The organism is [Roseibacterium] beibuensis, from assembly GCF_039542305.1.
Taxonomy (GTDB): Bacteria; Pseudomonadota; Alphaproteobacteria; order Rhodobacterales; family Rhodobacteraceae; genus Roseibacterium; species Roseibacterium beibuensis.
In genome coordinates this window covers 696797-713450 of record NZ_BAABHW010000002.1, presented here as the reverse complement: position 1 = coordinate 713450, position 16654 = coordinate 696797, and the positions used below count along the sequence as shown (strand labels likewise).

Sequence of the window (16654 nt, the reverse complement as noted above, 5' to 3'; positions counted from 1 at the left end):
TCGGGGCGCATGCACATCGCTTTGGCGGTTTCAAGGGTTACGCTGGGTCAATTAAAGGACCCTTTCCCTTGACCTATCGCGGCTTCTTTGCCCATTTTACAGGCAGTGAGGGGGGTGAAAGACTCTCACGGACCAATGCCAATGCCCAAGGGGCGCTCAAAAAAATTCCGACCCCCAAGGGTTGTCCATCAGGAAGAGGTAATCATGAAGAAATCCGTATTTCTCGGCACGCTCGCCGTTGCCGGCCTTGCCGCCGGCCTTGCATCGGCGCAGACGCTCGCCGAAGTGCAGGAGCGTGGCGCACTGAACTGTGGCGTTACCACCGGTCTGACCGGTTTCGCCGCGCCCGACGCGAATGGTGAATGGGCCGGCTTCGACGTCGCCATCTGCCGCGCGGTTGCTGCTGCCGTTCTCGGCGATCCGACGGCGGTCGAATTCGTTCCGACAACCGGCCAGACCCGCTTCACCGCGCTGGCCTCGGGCGAGATCGACGTGCTGGCCCGCAACACCACCTGGACCTTTTCGCGCGATGTCGACCTGTCGTTCGAATTCGTCGGTGTGAACTACTACGACGGTCAGGGCTTCATGGTCCCGCGTGACCTCGGCGTGTCCTCGGCCATGGAACTCGATGGCGCCACCGTCTGCATCCAGACCGGCACCACGACCGAACTGAACCTCGCCGACTTCTTCGCCTCGAACAACATGAGCTACGAGCCCGTGCCGATCGAGACGAACGCTGAAGCCCAGCAGCAGTACCTCGCCGGCGCATGCGACGTGTACACCACCGACGCCTCGGGCCTGGCCGCAACGCGTGCCACCTTCGAAGATCCCTCGGCGCATGTCGTTCTGCCCGAGATCATCTCGAAAGAACCGCTCGGCCCGCTCGTCCGTCACGGCGACAACGAATGGGGCGACATCGTCCGTTGGACGCTGAACGGTCTTATCTCGGCTGAAGAGCTGGGCATCACCTCGGCCAATGTCATGGAGCTTACCGCAGGCACCGAGAACCCCGAGATCAACCGCATGCTCGGCACCGAGGGTGAACTGGGCGCGATGCTCGGCCTCGAAAGCGACTGGCTGGTCAACGTGATCTCGTCGGTCGGCAACTACGGCGAAATCTTCGAAGGCAACATCGGCGAGAACACTCCGATCGGTCTGGCGCGCGGCCTGAACGCGCAGTGGACCGACGGTGGCCTGCTCTACTCGCCTCCGTTCCGCTAATCGAACAGTCGAAGGGCGCGGCACTTGTCGCGCCCTTCACCTTCGTGGCGCTTGCGCCAAACCCTAGCTGAAAAACGGACCATTTAGGGCGATCCACGGGGACAGGGTCGTCACACGGGATACCTTTATCCGATTGGGGGGGAGACATGGCGACCTACACGGACCCACCGACCGAGTCCTTCCGGCTCAGCCAACTGATTTACGACACGCGCTACCGGTCGATGACCATCCAGGTGGTCGCATTCATTCTGGTGATGCTCGCGCTCGTAATGCTGGCGCGCAACGTGGTCATCAACCTCAGTGCGCTGGGCAAGGATTTCGATTTCGGCTTCCTGTTCAATCGCGCCGGGTACGACATCAACCAGCGCCTGATCGAATATTCGAACGACTCCACGCATGGCCGGGCCGCGTTGGTCGGCATCCTGAACACCTTGCTCGTGGCCTTCCTTGGCTGCGTCATGGCCACCATCCTGGGCGTGTTCGCCGGTGTCCTGCGCCTCTCGAACAACTGGCTCGTCGCGAGGCTGATGAGCGTCTACGTCGAAGGCTTCCGCAACATTCCGCTGCTTCTGTGGATCATCGTGATCTTCGCGCTCATGACGGAATCCACGCCACAGCCGCGCGATTTCCGAGGCGAGGATGCCGAGGCATCGATGCTCCTGTTCGACTCGGTCGCGATCACCAACCGCGGCATCTTCATTCCCGCGCCGGTCTGGGGGGATGGCACCCTTCTGGTGGTGGCCGTCTTCCTTGCCTCCCTCGTGGGGATCTGGGCCTTCCGCCGCTACGCCAGGAAACGGCAAGAGGCGACCGGGGACATCCTGCCGGTCTTCTGGGTGTCGCTGGGGCTGTTCATCATTCCCACGCTCGCCGTCTACCTCGCCTTCTCTGCCGCCATCGCGCGCGATCAGTATCCGCTTGTCGCCGTCGGGGCCGAGCAAAGCATGACGCTTGAGGATTATGTCGCCGAAAACCGCAACCCGTCGATCTGTGCCTTGCCGTCGACGGCGGGTGTGAACCTGTCGACAGCATTGCGTGACCTCGGCCAGCGCGCCGACATCGTGCGCGTGAATACGCCGGGTGAATTGCAGGCCAGCGTCGAAGCCGGCGACTGCGTGATCGCGGCGATGCCGCCAGAAATGGTCGAGACCTTCTCCGGCGCTGTGGCCGATGTCGAACTTGCTACCCTGGCCGATACGGTCGATCGCGGCCGCCCGCTTCAGTTCGAGCGCCCGCAGCTGGCCGGCTTCAACTTCGAAGGCGGGGTGCAGCTTCGCAACTCGCTGATCGCGCTGTGGTTCGCCCTGTCGCTCTATACCGGGGCCTTCATCGCCGAGATCGTGCGCGCCGGTATCCTTTCGGTGTCGCGCGGCCAGACCGAGGCCTCCTACGCCCTGGGCCTGCGCCCGAACCGCACGATGAACCTCGTCATTCTGCCGCAAGCCTTGCGGGTCATCATCCCGCCCCTGATCTCGCAATATCTGAACCTGACCAAGAACTCGTCGCTGGCCATCGCCGTGGGCTACATGGACGTGCGCTCGACCCTTGGCGGGATCACGATCAACCAGACGGGACGCGAGCTTGAAGGGATGCTTCTGCTGGGTCTGTTCTACCTGCTGACCTCGCTGATCATCTCGGGCGTGATGAACATCTACAACAACTCCGTCAAACTGAAGGAGCGGTGAGATGAGCGATACACACGCAGAAAGCGCGCTTGCGACCGCCTTTGTCCGCAAGGACATGCTGCCCGAACGCGAACCGCCCGTGGCGGAGAAGGGGGCCGTGAAATGGCTGCGGGAAAACCTGTTTTCCTCGGTGCTGAACAGCATCCTGACCGTGATCTCGGTTCTCGTGATCTACTGGGTTCTCAGCCATGTCCTGGGTTGGATCTTCTACGGCATCTGGGACGCCGATAGCCTGACGCAATGCCGCGAGATCCGCGACGAGCGCTACGGCGAAGGGATGGAGGTTGCCTGCTGGGCCGTCCTGACCGACCGGTGGGATCAGTTGACCTTCGGCTTCTACCCCTCGGAACTCTACTGGCGCCCGGTTCTTGCGCTGATCCTGTTCCTTGGGGCCATTTCACCGGTGCTCTACGCGGAACTGCCGCGCAAGCTCCTGGCCGTCACGGCCGCGTCGCCCTTCATCCTGTATTGGCTGCTCTGGGGCGGCTCGATCTGGGGCCCGATCGCCGTTGCCGTCGGCTTCATCCTCGCTTGGCTGGTCTTCAAGATCGCTGTGCCGATCATCGGGCAGCTGGGGGCCATCATCGCAACCGTCCTGGTGCCGATCCTCTACTGGATGTTCCTGGCCGGGCCGTTGGCGGGCGTGATCGCCGGCATCCTGCCCATCGGCATCGAGTATGTGCCCTCGGACGATTTCGGCGGCTTCATGCTGGCCTTCGTCATCGGGATCGCGGGCATCATCCTGTCGCTGCCGCTGGGGGTCGTCCTTGCCCTCGGCCGCCAGTCGGACCTGTTCATCATCAACAAGTTCTCGGTGATCTTCATCGAGGTGATCCGGGGCGTGCCGCTGATCGTGTGGCTCTTCACCGCGTCGCTGCTGTTGAACTACTTCCTGCCGCCGGGCACGAATTTCGACCTCATGCTGCGCGTGATCATCATGGTGACGCTCTTCTCCTCGGCCTATATCGCCGAGGTGGTTCGGGGCGGTCTCGCGGCCTTGCCGCGTGGCCAGTACGAGGGCGCCGACAGTCTCGGCCTCGACTACTGGCAATCCATGCGCCTGATCATCCTGCCGCAGGCCCTCAAGATCTCCATTCCCGGAATCGTCTCCACCTTTATCGGCCTGTTCAAGGACACGACGCTGGTGGTCTTCATCGGCTTGCTGGACCCGATCGGGTTCTCGAACGCCATTCGCGCCTCGACCGACTGGAACGGCGTCTACTGGGAGCTCTTCATCTTCATCGGGCTCTGCTTCTTCATCAGCTGCTTCTCGATGAGCCGCTATTCGCAATACCTGGAGCGCAAGCTGCGCACCGATCACCGCTGAGGGAGGTCTGACACATGACCGACGCAACCGCAGAAGCCCGCGCAATCGACCGCTCGCAGATGACGGTCTCGGACGAGGTCGCCATCGAGATCCGCAACATGAACAAGTGGTACGGCACGTTCCACGTTCTGCGCGACATCAACCTGACGGTGAACCGGGGCGAACGCATCGTGATCTGCGGGCCCTCGGGCTCGGGCAAATCCACGCTGATCCGCTGCATCAACGCGCTGGAGGAACATCAGCAGGGCTCCATTACCGTCGATGGCACGCTTTTGTCGAACGACCTCAAGAACATCGACAAGATCCGGTCCGAGGTCGGGATGGTGTTCCAGCACTTCAACCTGTTCCCGCATCTGACGATCCTGGAGAACTGCACGCTGGCCCCGATCTGGGTGCGCAAGACGCCCAAGAAAGAGGCCGAGGAAACGGCGATGTATTTCCTCAACAAGGTGAAGATCCCCGAACAGGCCGACAAGTATCCCGGCCAGCTCTCGGGCGGTCAGCAGCAGCGTGTGGCCATCGCCCGCTCGCTTTGCATGCGCCCGCGCATCATGCTGTTCGACGAGCCGACCTCGGCGCTGGACCCCGAGATGATCAAGGAGGTGCTCGACACCATGATCCAGCTCGCCGAGGAAGGCATGACCATGCTCTGCGTGACGCACGAGATGGGCTTTGCCCGCCAGGTGGCGAACCGCGTGATCTTCATGGATGCGGGCCAGATCGTCGAACAGAACGAGCCGGAAGAGTTCTTCAACAACCCGCAAAGCGACCGGACCAAGCTGTTTCTCAGCCAGATCCTCGGTCACTGAGATATTTCGCCCCGCGCTGTCGCGCGGGACGACCGGGCAAGGGCCGCAAGGGGGATTGACCCCCTTGCGGCCCTTTTGCCTCCGGCGGGAGTTTTCTTGCCAAGATGAAGGGGTGGGTCAGCCGGGATCGGGCAGTTCGCGCGGCACGACGAAATCCAGCACCCGCCCGCGACCCGGCGCGACCTCGGCCCAGGCCCCGCGGAAGGACAGGACCAGTGTCGCGCCGGTCGGATACAGGCCGAATTTCGGATGATCCGGCGGCATTGCGCAGAGCGACCAGGCGAGGCTGCCGATGCCGGGGTTATGCGCGACGATGGCCAGGGTCCTGGCGTCCTCGGCGCTGCGGATCGCGGTCAGCAGATCGGCGGGCGCGGCATTGTAGAGGCCATGGCTGATGATCGGATCGGGCGGATTTTCAAGCTGCCCGGCGATCCCCGCCCATGTCTCCTGCGTCCGGCGCGCGCTGGAGATCATCGCCATGTCCGGGGTGTGGCCTGTCCGGGCGAGCCAATGGCCGATGCGCGGCGCGCTGAGTTGGCCGCGCCCGTTCAGCGGGCGGTCATGGTCCGACAGGCCGGCATCGCCCCAATCGGACTTGGTGTGACGGATCAGGATCAGGGTTCGGGTCATGGATGGAACGCTCGCATGTGATAGGCCGATTGGGCCGGGTCGCGGCCATAGGCTTGGCTGATCGGGCAGGCGCGGCGCACGGCGCAGCCTTGGCTCATGCACCCTGCGCCGGCCGGTGTGTCGAGCGCCGCGTGGCAGGCCCCGGTATCGTAGCCGGCGGCGGTCAGCGCAGCAGCGGGGCAGGCGGTGACGCAGGGCTGGTCGCAGCGCGTGCACGGGCGCGCATCGGGATGCGTGGGCAGATCGACATGAAACGGCAGGGCGAGGGCGCCGCGGTAGGACACCATCAGCCCCGCAACGTCATGCACCAAGAGCGTCACAGGGCTGGCCCAGGCCCGCCCGGATTTCGTCGCCCAGGCGAAGAACGGGTAGGATGGCGGGCCGCCGAAGGGGAACACGGCCCGCCCGCCGAGGTCAGTGGCGATCTCACCGATCACCCGGGCCGACCAGCGATCCATGGTGTCGAGGTCGGGGGTCAGGCTGGACGCGTCGTGCGATTGCGACTCTGTCGCCTCGGGCGCACTCAGGAGCGTGTCCCAGAAGCCCGGCTCACGGGGCCCGAGCAACAGCAGCGTTCCGCAGCCCGTCGGCGCGCCGTCATTCGGGCCGGGATGAAACCCGCCGAAGACCTCCAACTGATCGCGCGCGACCCGAGTCGCGATGTCGGAATAGGTGATCATGCCGAGACGGTAGGCGAGCGGCCCCGCTCTGGCGAGAGGCGATAGGGCCGCGCCGCTGTATGCACGGGGTGTGTACAGGATGTGTACGGGGTGTGACCTGCCGATCCGGCCCCGTCAGGCGCGGATCATCGAGCCCGCGCCATGCTCGGTGAAAAGCTCCAGCAGAACGGCGTTCGACACCCGGCCATCCACGATGGTGCAGGCGCGCACGCCGTTGCGCACCGCCTGAAGCGCGGTTTCGGTCTTGGGGATCATGCCGCCCGAGATGATGCCCTTCTCGGTCATCTCCTCGACCTCGGCGGCGCTGAGCGCGGTGACGACCTCGCCCGCCTCGTTCTTCACACCCGCGACATTGGTCAGCAGCAGCAGGCGATCGGCTTTCAACGCAGCCGCGATGGCGCCCGCAGCGGTGTCGCCGTTGATGTTGAATGTCTCGCCGTTTCGGCCCGCGCCCAGGGGGGCGATGACGGGGATCATGTCATCCCCGAACAGGTTGGTCAGCACCTGCGGGTTCACCTCGTTCGGTTCGCCGACAAAGCCAAGCTTGGGGTCGGCCGGATCACACACGATCAGGTTGGCATCCTTGCCCGACAGGCCCACGGCGCGCCCACCCTGCGCGTTGATCGCCTGCACGATCCGCTTGTTCACAAGGCCCGAAAGGACCATCTCGACCACTTCGACCGTTTGCTGATCGGTCACCCGTTTGCCGCCGACGAAGTCCGACGTGACGCCGAGTTTTGCCAGCATGTCATTGATCATCGGACCGCCGCCATGCACCACCACCGGGTTCACCCGCACCTGTCGCAGCAGCACGATGTCACGGGCGAAGCTGGCCATCGCCTCGTCATCGCCCATGGCGTTTCCGCCGAACTTGATGACGACGGTCGCGTCGTCATAGCGCTGGAGGTAGGGGAGAGCCTCGGACAGGGTCCGGGCGGTGCCGAGGTAATCGCGGGTCATATCCTGGGTCTTCATGGCTGCACCGAAAGAGCGTCACACCTGCATAGGCGCGCCCGGCCCGATTGTGAAGGTGGCTCAGGCCAGCCCGGCGATGATCGCGCGCAGGGTCGTGATGCCCTGACCTTTCTCCGAGGAGGTCTGGACCAGTTCGGGAAAGGCGGCGGGGTGCTTGGACAGTTTCTCGCGCACCTGTCGCAACACCTTTTCGCGGTCCTTTTCCTTCACCTTGTCGGCCTTGGTCAGGACGACCTGGAAGGTCACCGCCGAGGTGTCGAGAAGCGCCATGATCTCTTCGTCCACGGGCTTGATGCCGTGGCGCATGTCGACCAGCACGAAGGCGCGGCGCAAGGTGGCGCGGCCCGAGAGGTACGCCTTGAGCAGGGTTTGCCAGCGGCGCACCACGTCGACGGGTGCCTCGGCGTAACCATAGCCGGGCAGATCGACGAGGTAGTGGCTGTCGCCCAGGGTGAAGTAGTTGATTTCCTGCGTCCGCCCCGGCGTGTTCGAGGCCCGCGCCAGCGCCTTGCGGCCCGTCAGCGCGTTGATGAGGGTGGATTTTCCCACGTTCGAGCGGCCCGCAAAGCAGACCTCGGCCCGGTCATCGGGGGGCAGGCCGTCCATCGCGACGACGCCCTTCAGGAACTCTGCGCCCCCGGCAAACAGCTTGCGCGCGGCCTCGGCGGTCGGCGCATCGGGGTCTTCGGCCAGTGGGAAGGGGAGGGGCGTGTTCATGCCAATGTCGCCTCGTCGCCAAGGGCGATGTCACCGCCCGTTTGCACCGTCACATAAACGCCGAACTCGGTATGGCCCCAGCCGTCTTGCAGGGCTTGCAAGGTAGGGGCGTCGCGGCGGCCTGTGTCGGGATTGGCCTCGGTCGCGCGGCAGCGTCCGATGGGCTCAACGATTTCGAGGCGTGCATCCCCGATGGCGAGCGTCTTGCCGACCAGGTCGAACTCCTCCCACGGGGCGAGGCCGTCGAGCCAGAGATTGCCGCGAAACCGGCGCGGGTCCAGCACTTGGCCGACCTTCTGCGACAGTGCGCGGAGCGACGACAGGTTGAGGATCGCGACCGAGGCAAAGGGCGCGTCCGACATCCCCTCGGGCGGGCTTTGCACCAGCGCAGCCGGGGGGCGGCGATCGGCCGGGTAGATCGGGCGGAGCCAGCCGAACAGGGCATCCGCATCATGCGGCGGCGCAATCGACAGGTCGGGTCGGTCCGGGTGGGACAAATGGATCGTCTCGCCCTCGACTCGCGCCGTGATGGCCATCAGCGACGGCCCCTTGGCCCCGCGCAGGAAGTTGCGGCACGAGCGCCAGCCGGGGCCAGATTCCCCGCCGTCCTCAAGCACGGCCCAGGCGCGATCCAGCGGCAGGGGCCGGCCCGGTGACAGGCTGACCCGCTCCAGCGGCTCGGCCCCGATGCCCTTGATCGGGTGCCGCCAGATATGGGCCAGCCGGGCCTGCATCAGCTATCGGATTTCTTGCGTTTGAAGCTGCTGCGGATATTTCCGAACACGTCGGGCTTGTACCCCTGGATGCGCATGATCGTGTATTGCTGGATGAAGGTGATCGTGTTGTTCGCGATCCAGTAGACCAGCAGGCCCGAGGCAAAGCTGCCCAGCATGAACATGAAGACCCAGGGCAGCCACGCAAAGATCGCGGCTTGCGTCGGATCCGTGGGGGCCGGGTTCAGCTTTTGCTGGAACCACATCGAGATGCCAAGCAGCAGCGGCAGGATGCCGATGAAGATCAGCGCCATGATCGTGCCCGGTTCGGGCGCCGCGTAGGGCAGCAGGCCGAACAGGTTGAGGATCGACGAGCTGTCAGGCGCGCTCAGGTCGTTCAGCCAGCCGAAGAAGGGCGCGTGGCGCAGTTCCAGCGTGACGAAGATCACCTTGTAGAGCGAGAAGAAGATCGGGATCTGCAACAGGATCGGCAGACAGCCGGAGGCCGGGTTCACCTTGTTCTTCTTGTAGAGCTCCATCATCCCGCGCTGCAGCGCTTCGCGGTCATCGCCGGCGCGTTCCTTGAGCTTCTCCATCTCGGGCTGAAGCTCGCGCATCTTGGCCATCGAGACGTAGGACTTGTAGGCCAGCGGGAAGAGCACGGCCTTGACGATAAGCGTCAGCGCGATGATCGCGAGGCCCATGTTGCCGATCAGCTGGTTGAGCGTGTGCAGCAGCCAGAACATCGGTTTGGTCAGGAAGTAGAACCAGCCCCAGTCGATCGAGTCGACGAAGCGGTCGATGCCGCCCACGTCCTGGTATTCGCGGATGGTTTCCCATTCCTTGGCGCCGGCGAACAGCTGCGTCGTCATCTCGGCGGTTTCGCCCGGCGCGACGGAGACGGCAGGCATGCGCGCCTCGGTCTGGTAGATATCAGCGGAGGCGACGTATTTCGTGACCGAGGTAAAGGCCTGGCCCGCACCCGGGATCAGCGTGGTCATCCAGTACTTGTCGGTGAAGCCGATCCAGCCGTTCTCGGTGACTTCGACAACCTCGGCCGGGGCGCCTTCGCGCGCGACCAGATCGAGATCGGGCATGTCGTCATAGGCGATCTCGTCCAGCTCGCCGTCGACCTTGCGGACCACGCCTTCGTGCAGGATGAAGAAATTCTGCAGATCGGCGGGCAGGCCGTGGCGGGCGACGATGCCATAGGGGGCAAGGCGCACGTCGGCCTCGGTGCTGTTCTCGACCGATTGCGTGACCGTGAACATGTAATCTTCGTCGATCTCGATCACGCGGCGGAAAATCAGGCCTGCGCCGTTGTCCCAGCGCAGGGTGACCGGGCTGTCCGGGGTCAGGGTTTCCCCGTCTTCCACGGTCCAGGGCGTGTCGGCGCCGGGAACCTGGTCGAAGCCGAGGTCGCCACCGGGGGCCCAGCCATAGAGCGCGTAATACGGTTCGGCGGTGCCGACGGGCGACAGAAGCCGGACGATGGGCGAGTCGGGATCGAGGGTTTCGTCGTAGGTGCGCAGCGACAGGTCGTCGATCCGGCCGCCAAGCAGCGAGATCGTGCCCTCGACCGAGGGGGTGTCGATGGGCAGGCGCGCGGCCTCGCTGAGCGCGACCTCGGTCAGCGCGGTCGCGTCGATGGCGACCGGATCATCCGGTGTATCGGCCGCGGGCGGCGCAACGGCCATGTCCACGCCGCCACCGGTGCTTTCCTCGGCCACGGGTATGGCGTTGGGGTCCTCCACCGGCTCGGGCGGGGGGAACAGCACAAACCATACGAGGATGACAAGCATGCTGAGGCCGGTGGCCAGAATGAGATTGCGGTTGTCTTCCATGGTCGCCGAGATCCCTCGTTCACAATGCAGGAGGGTTCAACAGAAGGGGGGTGCAAAGGTCAAGGGGCGTTTTCCGCGCGCCCGCCTTGTTTCCAAGGCGAATCGGCGCCGCGCGATGTTGTCGCGCTCAGCCCTGTTTGTCAGCGGCCGTGCTGTTGTGCGGATCGCTCGACCCCGGGTCGCGTGCAAGGCCCGAATTGTGCGCGATGATCCAGTCCATGACTTTTTCGCGGGGCATGGGGCGCGCGATGGCGAAGCCTTGCAGATGCGTGCAGCCCATCTCGACCAGTTTGCCCCGCTCCTCCGCGGTTTCGACACCTTCGGCCAGCGCCTCGACCCCCAGTTCCCGCGCCATGGCAAGGATCGCGGCGACCATGGATTGCTGTTCCGGGTCGTGGTCGATGCCGATCACGAAGGACCGGTCGATCTTGAAGCGGCTGACGCCGAACCGGCGCACGGCGGCCAGCGAGGCCTGCCCGATGCCGAAATCATCAAGGTCGAGGCGCACCCCTTCTGATCCGAGGGCGGACAGGGTCGCGATCACCACATCATCGGTCGATTGCGCGGCCACGGTTTCGAGGATTTCGACGACCAACCGGTCGGGGCGCAGATCGAAGCGGTCCAGATCCCAGCGGATCCGTTCGGCGAGAGACGGGTCGCGCAACTCGGTAGCCGAGAAATTGACGGACACCGAGGGGACGTTCAGTCCGGCCAGATCCCAATCCTGCAATGCGGCCAGCGCATCGCGCAGCATCTTTTGGCCAAGGGCCTGCATTTGGCCGGCATCGACGGCGGCCTCGAGGAAGTCGGCCGGACCCAGGACGCCCAGCCTGGGATGGTGCCAGCGCGCCAGCGCCTCGAAACCGGTGATGACGCCGGTGCGCGCCCGGACCTGCGGCTGGAACCAGGCGCGGATATCGCCCGAGGCCAGAGCACTTTCGATCTCATCGGTGAGGCGGGCACGGGTACGGCGGGCACGCAGCATGCCGGGTGCGAAGGCGCGCACGCTGTTGACGCCGGCCCCATGTGCGTCGGCCAAAGCAGCTTCGGCCGCGTCCAGAGTGGTGCCAGCCGGGTCCGCGGTGTCGCGGAGCAGGGCCGCATGCCCCACCGATGCGGTGACGCGGATGGACGTGCCGTCAATGGCTATCGGTTCGCCAATCGCGGCGCGCAGGCGCGACACGATCCCGTCGCGTATCCCCATCCGGGCCGCCGGCACCGGAGCCAGCGCAATGGCAAAGCGCGCATCGCCCAGCCTGGCGATCACGTCATCATGGCGCAGCACGCTACGCAGGCGGTCGAGGCAGAGCAGCGCGATGTCGGCCGAGGTTTCCGCGCCCCAACGATCGGCGATGTCGCGCCAGTCGTCGATTTCGAGAAGGATACAGGCGCTCTCGTGGCGCGGCGCGCGGGCCGTTTGTTCGAGCAGGTCCAGCACCGCCTGCCGACCGGGGAGTCGCGCGCTGTCATGCGGGCGCGTCGGCGGATCCCATGTGGCCCCTGCGTGTCCGAGAGAAATGGATTGCAGGGCCAGAAGCGCGGGCAACAGGAGGCTTGTGGCCAGCAACAGGCTCGCATCTCCGATCTCGTGCGCAAGAAGGATCAAGAGCGGGAAGGCGGCCAGAATATCGAGCCGCGACAGCGCGCTGCGCAACATGCGCTGTGCCCGGGTTGCGCCCGCAATCAGCCCACTGCTCATGATCTCGTTTTCCTTCTCCGGTGACGCAAACGCACTGCGACGTTGGACAAGGCTTACCGTCAAAGGCCAAACAGGCGCTTAAGGGCGCCGGGGTTATTCCGGAGAATTGTCCCGATCTGCGCGCGTCAGGCCAGCGAAGTCGAACAGGCCGGAATCGAGCAGATGCGAGGGCCGCGCGCTCATCAGGGCCGAGAACATCTTTTGCCGGCGGCCCGGGGCCTTCTCCTCCCACCCGTCGAGCATGCGCTTGATCGCCTGGCGTTGCAGGCCGTCCTGGCTGCCGCAGAGGTCACAGGGGATGATCGGATAATCCATGGCCCGCGCGAAACGCTCGCAATCGGCCTCGGACACATGGGCCAGCGGGCGCAGCACGAACAGGTCGCCCTCGTCGTTCACCAGCTTGGGCGGCATCGTCGCCAGCTTGCCGCCGTGAAAGAGGTTGAGGAAGAAGGTTTCAAGAATGTCGTCGCGATGATGGCCGAGAACGACCGCGCTGCATCCTTCTTCCCGCGCGATGCGATAAAGGTTGCCGCGCCGCAGCCGCGAGCAGAGCGCGCAATAGGTCCGGCCCTGGGGCACCTTGTCCATCACGATGGAATAGGTGTCGGCATATTCGATGCGATGCGGCACGCCCATCCGTTCGAGAAATTCCGGCAGGACGGTCGCCGGAAACCCCGGCTGCCCCTGGTCGAGATTGCAGGCCAAAAGGTCCACCGGCAAAAGGCCGCGCCACTGCAACTCGGTCAGGGCGGCGAGCAGGGTGTAGCTGTCCTTGCCGCCAGACAGGCAGACCAGCCATTTCTCGCGCGGGGCGTCGGGCGCGCGCCGCTCGATCATGCCGTAACGCTCGATCGCCTCGCGCGTGTCCTTGATGATCCGCTTGCGGAGCTTCTTGAACTCGGTCGTCTTGGGCGCACCGAAAAAGAGCGGGTGAATATCGTCCCCCGCCTCGTCGGTCTGTGGTTGGTTTTCGCGGTCCAGCATGGGCGCCCGTCTATCCCCTGCGCGATCTTCTGCCTAGGGGAAAACCACCATTTCACCGCGACGCCAGCCTCGCGCATACTGGATGGACCGAAGGGAGGGTCACTGCATGGATTACGTCTTTTCCGTCCGTTCCATCCGGCAGGGGGCGTTCATCGCCGAGCCGGGGGCGAGCCATTTTCTCGCCGTGCCCGCGCATGAGCCCGCGCCGACGCCCGACCATGTCATCCGCAAATCGGCCTGGGTCGACGCGGTGTTCGAGGCGGCGCGTCATGGCCAGCAGAACGACGGGCCGCGCGGGGATATCCTGTTCTACATCCACGGGTTCAACACCCCGCAGGAGGTGATGCTTACCCGTCACCGCAAGATCCGCGCGCATCTGGAGGGGATGGGATTCGAGGGCGTGGTGGTCAGCTTCGACTGGCCCGCGGCCAACATGGCGCTGAATTACCTGGAGGATCGTCTGGACGCGAAGATGTCGGCCTTTCGGTTGGTCACCGAAGGCATCGCCAGTTTCGCGCGGCTGCAACGGCCCGACTGTTTCGTGAACCTGCACCTGATCGCGCATTCGACCGGCGCCTACGTGGTGCGCGAGGCCTTCGACGATGCCGATGACCGCCCCGGCGTCGCCGCACACAGTTGGTCGGTCAGCCAGGTGATGCTGATCTCGGCGGATGTCTCCTCGGCCTCGCTGACCGCGGACAGTTCGAAATCTTCGTCGCTCTACCGCCATTGCGTGCGGCTGACGAATTACCACAACCCGTTCGACAACGTGCTGTCCCTCTCTGACATCAAGCGGATCGGGGTGGCCCCGCGCGCCGGCCGGATCGGCATCATCGACGCGCCGCAAAAGGCGATCGACATAAATTGCGGCCCCTATTTCGACGCGAATCGGGGGGATTTCGCCCATCTCGACTACCCGGCGCACACCTGGTGGTTCGAAGATGCGCAGTTCATGGAAGACGTCTTGCACACGATCCGGGGCGCGGTGGACCGGCGCGAGATCCCGACGCGGATCGCCTCGGACGGGGGAACCTGGCTGCGCTTTGGCTGACGGCTCAGTCCGGCACGTTGTCGATGCCCGAGCCGCCCCACGGGTGGCAGCGCAGGATGCGCCGCGCGGCCAGCCAGCCGCCCTTGATCGCGCCGTGCTTTTCCAGGGCTTCCATAGCGTAGGCCGAACAAGTCGGGTGGTAGCGGCAGGAATGGCCGACCCAAGGCGAGAACACGGCGCGGTAAAAGCGGACGGGCAGCGAGACAATGTAGGCGAACGGGGTCATCGGTGCAGTTTCCTCAGCGCGCGGCGCAGGTCGTCCTGCATGGCGGCGAAATCGCGGGTGGCGGTCTCGTCCTTGCGCCCGATCAGAACATAATCCCAACCGGGCTTGCCCTCCAGCGGCAGAACGGCGCGCGCGATCTCGCGCAGGCGGCGCTTGGCACGATTGCGGGCGACCGCGTTGCCGACCTTTTTCGAGCAGGTGAAGCCCACGCGGATCGGGGCCTCGGACGCTTCGTCCGGGGCGCGCTGGCGCGCTTGCAGAAGGAAGGCGGGGCAGGGGACGCGGCGGGCGCGGGCCGCGCGCAGGAAATCGGGACGCTTGTTCAGCGTCGCAACAGAAAAAGCCCCCGGCGACCCATCGGTCGGCAGGGGCGTATCCTCAGCGGGTGCCATGGCACCAGAGCCGATGGGCGCGATCAGGCGCTCAGCGACTTGCGGCCGCGGGCGCGGCGGGCGTTCAGGATCTTGCGGCCGGCCTTGGTGGCCATGCGCGCGCGGAACCCGTGGCGGCGCTTGCGAACCAGGTTCGAAGGCTGGAAGGTGCGTTTCGACATCGTCTCTCTCCGCGTCTTGCGTCTCGGGCCATGCCGGGGAGCGCGGAAGCGCGTCTCACGATACGGCTGGAATCTGTGATGAAGCGCGCTGATACGGACTCTCGGACCACATGTCAACAAAGCTGAGCCGCGAAAATCAGCTTTCCAGCGCGGCGGCAAGATCCTCGATCCGGGCAGGTGTGTAGACGGCGACACCGGCCCGGATCAGGGCCTCGGCCACCACGCCGCGCCCAGGCTGGCGGATGCCATCGAAGCGACCCGAATAGACGAAGTCGGACCCGCAGGACGGGCTGCCATCGATCAGGAGCGCGTGACGGCATCCATGGCGCTGGGCGAGCGTGACGGTCAACCGCGCCCCGGTGAGAAAGGCGGCGGTGACGTCGGTGTCATCTATCGTCCGGATCGCGCCCTGGCCGTCCAGCACGGCTGCCGCGTCGTCACCGGGGGCGATCTCCGCGGGCGGGCGGGGCGTCGGCAGCCCTGCCGCAACCTCGGGGCAAAAGGGGATCAGGCGCCCCTCGGCCTTCCAGCGCGACAGAAGCCGGTCATGCAGCGTCTTGGCGCGCCCGTCATAGCGCACGGGGCGGCCCATCAGGCAGGCACTGACAAGAATGGGCTGCATGATCGGCGTTCCGGTCGTTACAGGGACGGCCCAAGTGTTACGAAAAACCGGTCGGGTCGTCACGCTACGACAGGTTTGCGTCACGCGACATCACCGAGGCGTGAACGGGCTGTCGCCCGCACGGCGGCGGGTGCATGTAATGGGCAACCACCAAACAGCCCTCTGGAAAGATGATTGCAATGGATCGCACCGCGACGGACGAGACACCGAAATCCCCCTTGGCGCGTTTGGTGCCGCTGGCGCTGATCGCGGTTGTTGCGGGTCTTGGGTGGTTTTTCCTGCGCGATATGCTGACCTTTCAGACGCTGGCCGAGAATCGCGAGCGTCTGATCGCCTTTCGCGACGCGAACTACGTCGCGACAGCCCTCGCCTTCATCGCGATTTACATCGCCATCGTGGCGTTCTCGCTCCCCGGAGCCACGATTGCCACGCTGACGGGCGGGTTCCTTTTCGCGACCTTCCCCGGCGCATTGTTTAACGTCACAGCCGCAACCATCGGCGCGACGGGGATCTTTCTGGCCGCGCGTTGGGGCCTGGGCGAAAAGCTGGCCGCCCGCATGGATGCCTCCGAAGGTCTGGTGCGGCGGATCAAGGCCGGTATCGACGAGAACCAATGGTCGATGCTGTTCCTGATCCGGCTGGTGCCGGCGGTGCCGTTCTTCGTCGCCAATATCGTGCCGGCTCTGGTCAATGTGCGGCTGTCGCGTTTCGTGATCTCGACCTTCCTCGGGATCATCCCCGGCGCGGTCGTCTACACCTCGGTCGGCGCGGGCCTGTCCGAGGTCTTCGCCCGGGGCGAGACGCCGGATCTCGGCATCATCTTCGAACCTCAAATCCTGTTGCCGCTGCTGGGGCTGGCGGCCCTGGCGCTGCTTCCGATCATCCTGCGCGTTTTCCGCGGCAAGAAAGGCCTGTGAC

General features: G+C 65.1%; 18 protein-coding genes. 6 read left to right on the top strand and 12 right to left on the bottom strand.

The annotated features are described in order from the left end of the window. The first annotated feature begins 204 nt into the window (after window positions 1–204). The 4 genes from ABD923_RS10110 to ABD923_RS10095 all read left to right on the top strand — a co-directional run bounded on the left by ABD923_RS10110 (window position 205) and on the right by ABD923_RS10095 (window position 5042). Window positions 205–1221, top strand: coding sequence for an amino acid ABC transporter substrate-binding protein (locus ABD923_RS10110; protein ID WP_259550520.1), 1017 nt, complete (start codon window positions 205–207; stop codon window positions 1219–1221). A gap of 146 nt (window positions 1222–1367) precedes the next feature. Further along, entirely contained in the window at window positions 1368–2906 is a 1539-nt protein-coding gene (locus ABD923_RS10105) for an amino acid ABC transporter permease (RefSeq protein ID WP_259550519.1), read from the top strand. 1 nt (window position 2907) lies between these two features. Further along, on the top strand, window positions 2908–4233 hold the full coding sequence (locus ABD923_RS10100) for an amino acid ABC transporter permease (RefSeq protein ID WP_259550518.1): 1326 nt from the start codon (window positions 2908–2910) through the stop codon (window positions 4231–4233). A 14-nt stretch (window positions 4234–4247) separates the two neighbouring features. Then, window positions 4248–5042, top strand: coding sequence for an amino acid ABC transporter ATP-binding protein (locus ABD923_RS10095; RefSeq protein WP_310796412.1), 795 nt, complete (start codon window positions 4248–4250; stop codon window positions 5040–5042). Window positions 5043–5159: 117 nt separating this feature from the next. On the opposite strand, the gene ABD923_RS10090 is transcribed toward ABD923_RS10095, so the two are convergent. From ABD923_RS10090 to ttcA, 8 genes are all read right to left on the bottom strand, one after another. Further along, a complete protein-coding gene (locus ABD923_RS10090; RefSeq protein ID WP_259550517.1) occupies window positions 5160–5672 on the bottom strand; it encodes a SixA phosphatase family protein in 513 nt (170 codons plus the stop codon). Then, the gene (locus tag ABD923_RS10085) at window positions 5669–6352 is read right to left on the bottom strand and encodes a ferredoxin (RefSeq protein ID WP_259550516.1); all 684 of its coding nucleotides are present in this window, start codon (window positions 6350–6352) and stop codon (window positions 5669–5671) included. The genes ABD923_RS10090 and ABD923_RS10085 overlap by 4 nt, the downstream gene beginning before the upstream one ends. Before the next feature lie 114 nt (window positions 6353–6466). Beyond that, window positions 6467–7327: an acetylglutamate kinase gene (gene argB / locus ABD923_RS10080; RefSeq protein WP_259550515.1), complete on the bottom strand. Its 861-nt coding sequence runs from the start codon at window positions 7325–7327 to the stop codon at window positions 6467–6469. 60 nt (window positions 7328–7387) lie between these two features. After that, entirely contained in the window at window positions 7388–8044 is a 657-nt protein-coding gene (gene yihA / locus ABD923_RS10075; protein WP_222190858.1) for a ribosome biogenesis GTP-binding protein YihA/YsxC, read from the bottom strand. Beyond that, on the bottom strand, window positions 8041–8778 hold the full coding sequence (locus tag ABD923_RS10070) for an MOSC domain-containing protein (RefSeq protein WP_259550514.1): 738 nt from the start codon (window positions 8776–8778) through the stop codon (window positions 8041–8043). The genes yihA and ABD923_RS10070 overlap by 4 nt, the downstream gene beginning before the upstream one ends. Beyond that, complete coding sequence (yidC, locus tag ABD923_RS10065) at window positions 8778–10601, bottom strand: membrane protein insertase YidC (RefSeq protein ID WP_259550513.1); 1824 nt, start codon at window positions 10599–10601, stop codon at window positions 8778–8780. Before yidC ends, ABD923_RS10070 begins: the two co-directional genes overlap by 1 nt. Before the next feature lie 127 nt (window positions 10602–10728). Next, window positions 10729–12300 (bottom strand): putative bifunctional diguanylate cyclase/phosphodiesterase, encoded by a 1572-nt coding sequence (locus ABD923_RS10060; RefSeq protein WP_259550512.1) that lies wholly within the window; start codon window positions 12298–12300, stop codon window positions 10729–10731. Between the two features lie 93 nt (window positions 12301–12393). Beyond that, window positions 12394–13284, bottom strand: coding sequence for a tRNA 2-thiocytidine(32) synthetase TtcA (gene ttcA / locus ABD923_RS10055; RefSeq protein ID WP_259550511.1), 891 nt, complete (start codon window positions 13282–13284; stop codon window positions 12394–12396). 106 nt (window positions 13285–13390) lie between these two features. On the opposite strand from ttcA, the gene ABD923_RS10050 reads away from it, so the two are divergent. Then, a complete protein-coding gene (locus ABD923_RS10050; protein ID WP_259550510.1) occupies window positions 13391–14335 on the top strand; it encodes an alpha/beta hydrolase in 945 nt (314 codons plus the stop codon). Between the two features lie 4 nt (window positions 14336–14339). Here the strand turns inward: ABD923_RS10050 and yidD are convergent, their stop codons facing one another. From yidD to ABD923_RS10030, 4 genes are all read right to left on the bottom strand, one after another. Beyond that, window positions 14340–14561, bottom strand: a complete 222-nt coding sequence (gene yidD / locus ABD923_RS10045) for a membrane protein insertion efficiency factor YidD (protein WP_259550509.1) — start codon at window positions 14559–14561, stop codon at window positions 14340–14342. Further along, window positions 14558–14953: a ribonuclease P protein component gene (gene rnpA / locus ABD923_RS10040; RefSeq protein ID WP_259550508.1), complete on the bottom strand. Its 396-nt coding sequence runs from the start codon at window positions 14951–14953 to the stop codon at window positions 14558–14560. The genes yidD and rnpA overlap by 4 nt, the downstream gene beginning before the upstream one ends. Window positions 14954–14976: 23 nt before the next feature. After that, complete coding sequence (gene rpmH / locus ABD923_RS10035) at window positions 14977–15114, bottom strand: 50S ribosomal protein L34 (RefSeq protein WP_025311815.1); 138 nt, start codon at window positions 15112–15114, stop codon at window positions 14977–14979. A gap of 136 nt (window positions 15115–15250) precedes the next feature. Then, a complete protein-coding gene (locus ABD923_RS10030) occupies window positions 15251–15736 on the bottom strand; it encodes a 2-thiouracil desulfurase family protein (protein WP_259550507.1) in 486 nt (161 codons plus the stop codon). 179 nt (window positions 15737–15915) lie between these two features. Here ABD923_RS10030 and ABD923_RS10025 point away from each other — a divergent pair, with 179 nt between their 5' ends. Beyond that, window positions 15916–16653 (top strand): TVP38/TMEM64 family protein, encoded by a 738-nt coding sequence (locus tag ABD923_RS10025; RefSeq protein WP_405048315.1) that lies wholly within the window; start codon window positions 15916–15918, stop codon window positions 16651–16653. Window position 16654 lies beyond the last annotated feature (1 nt).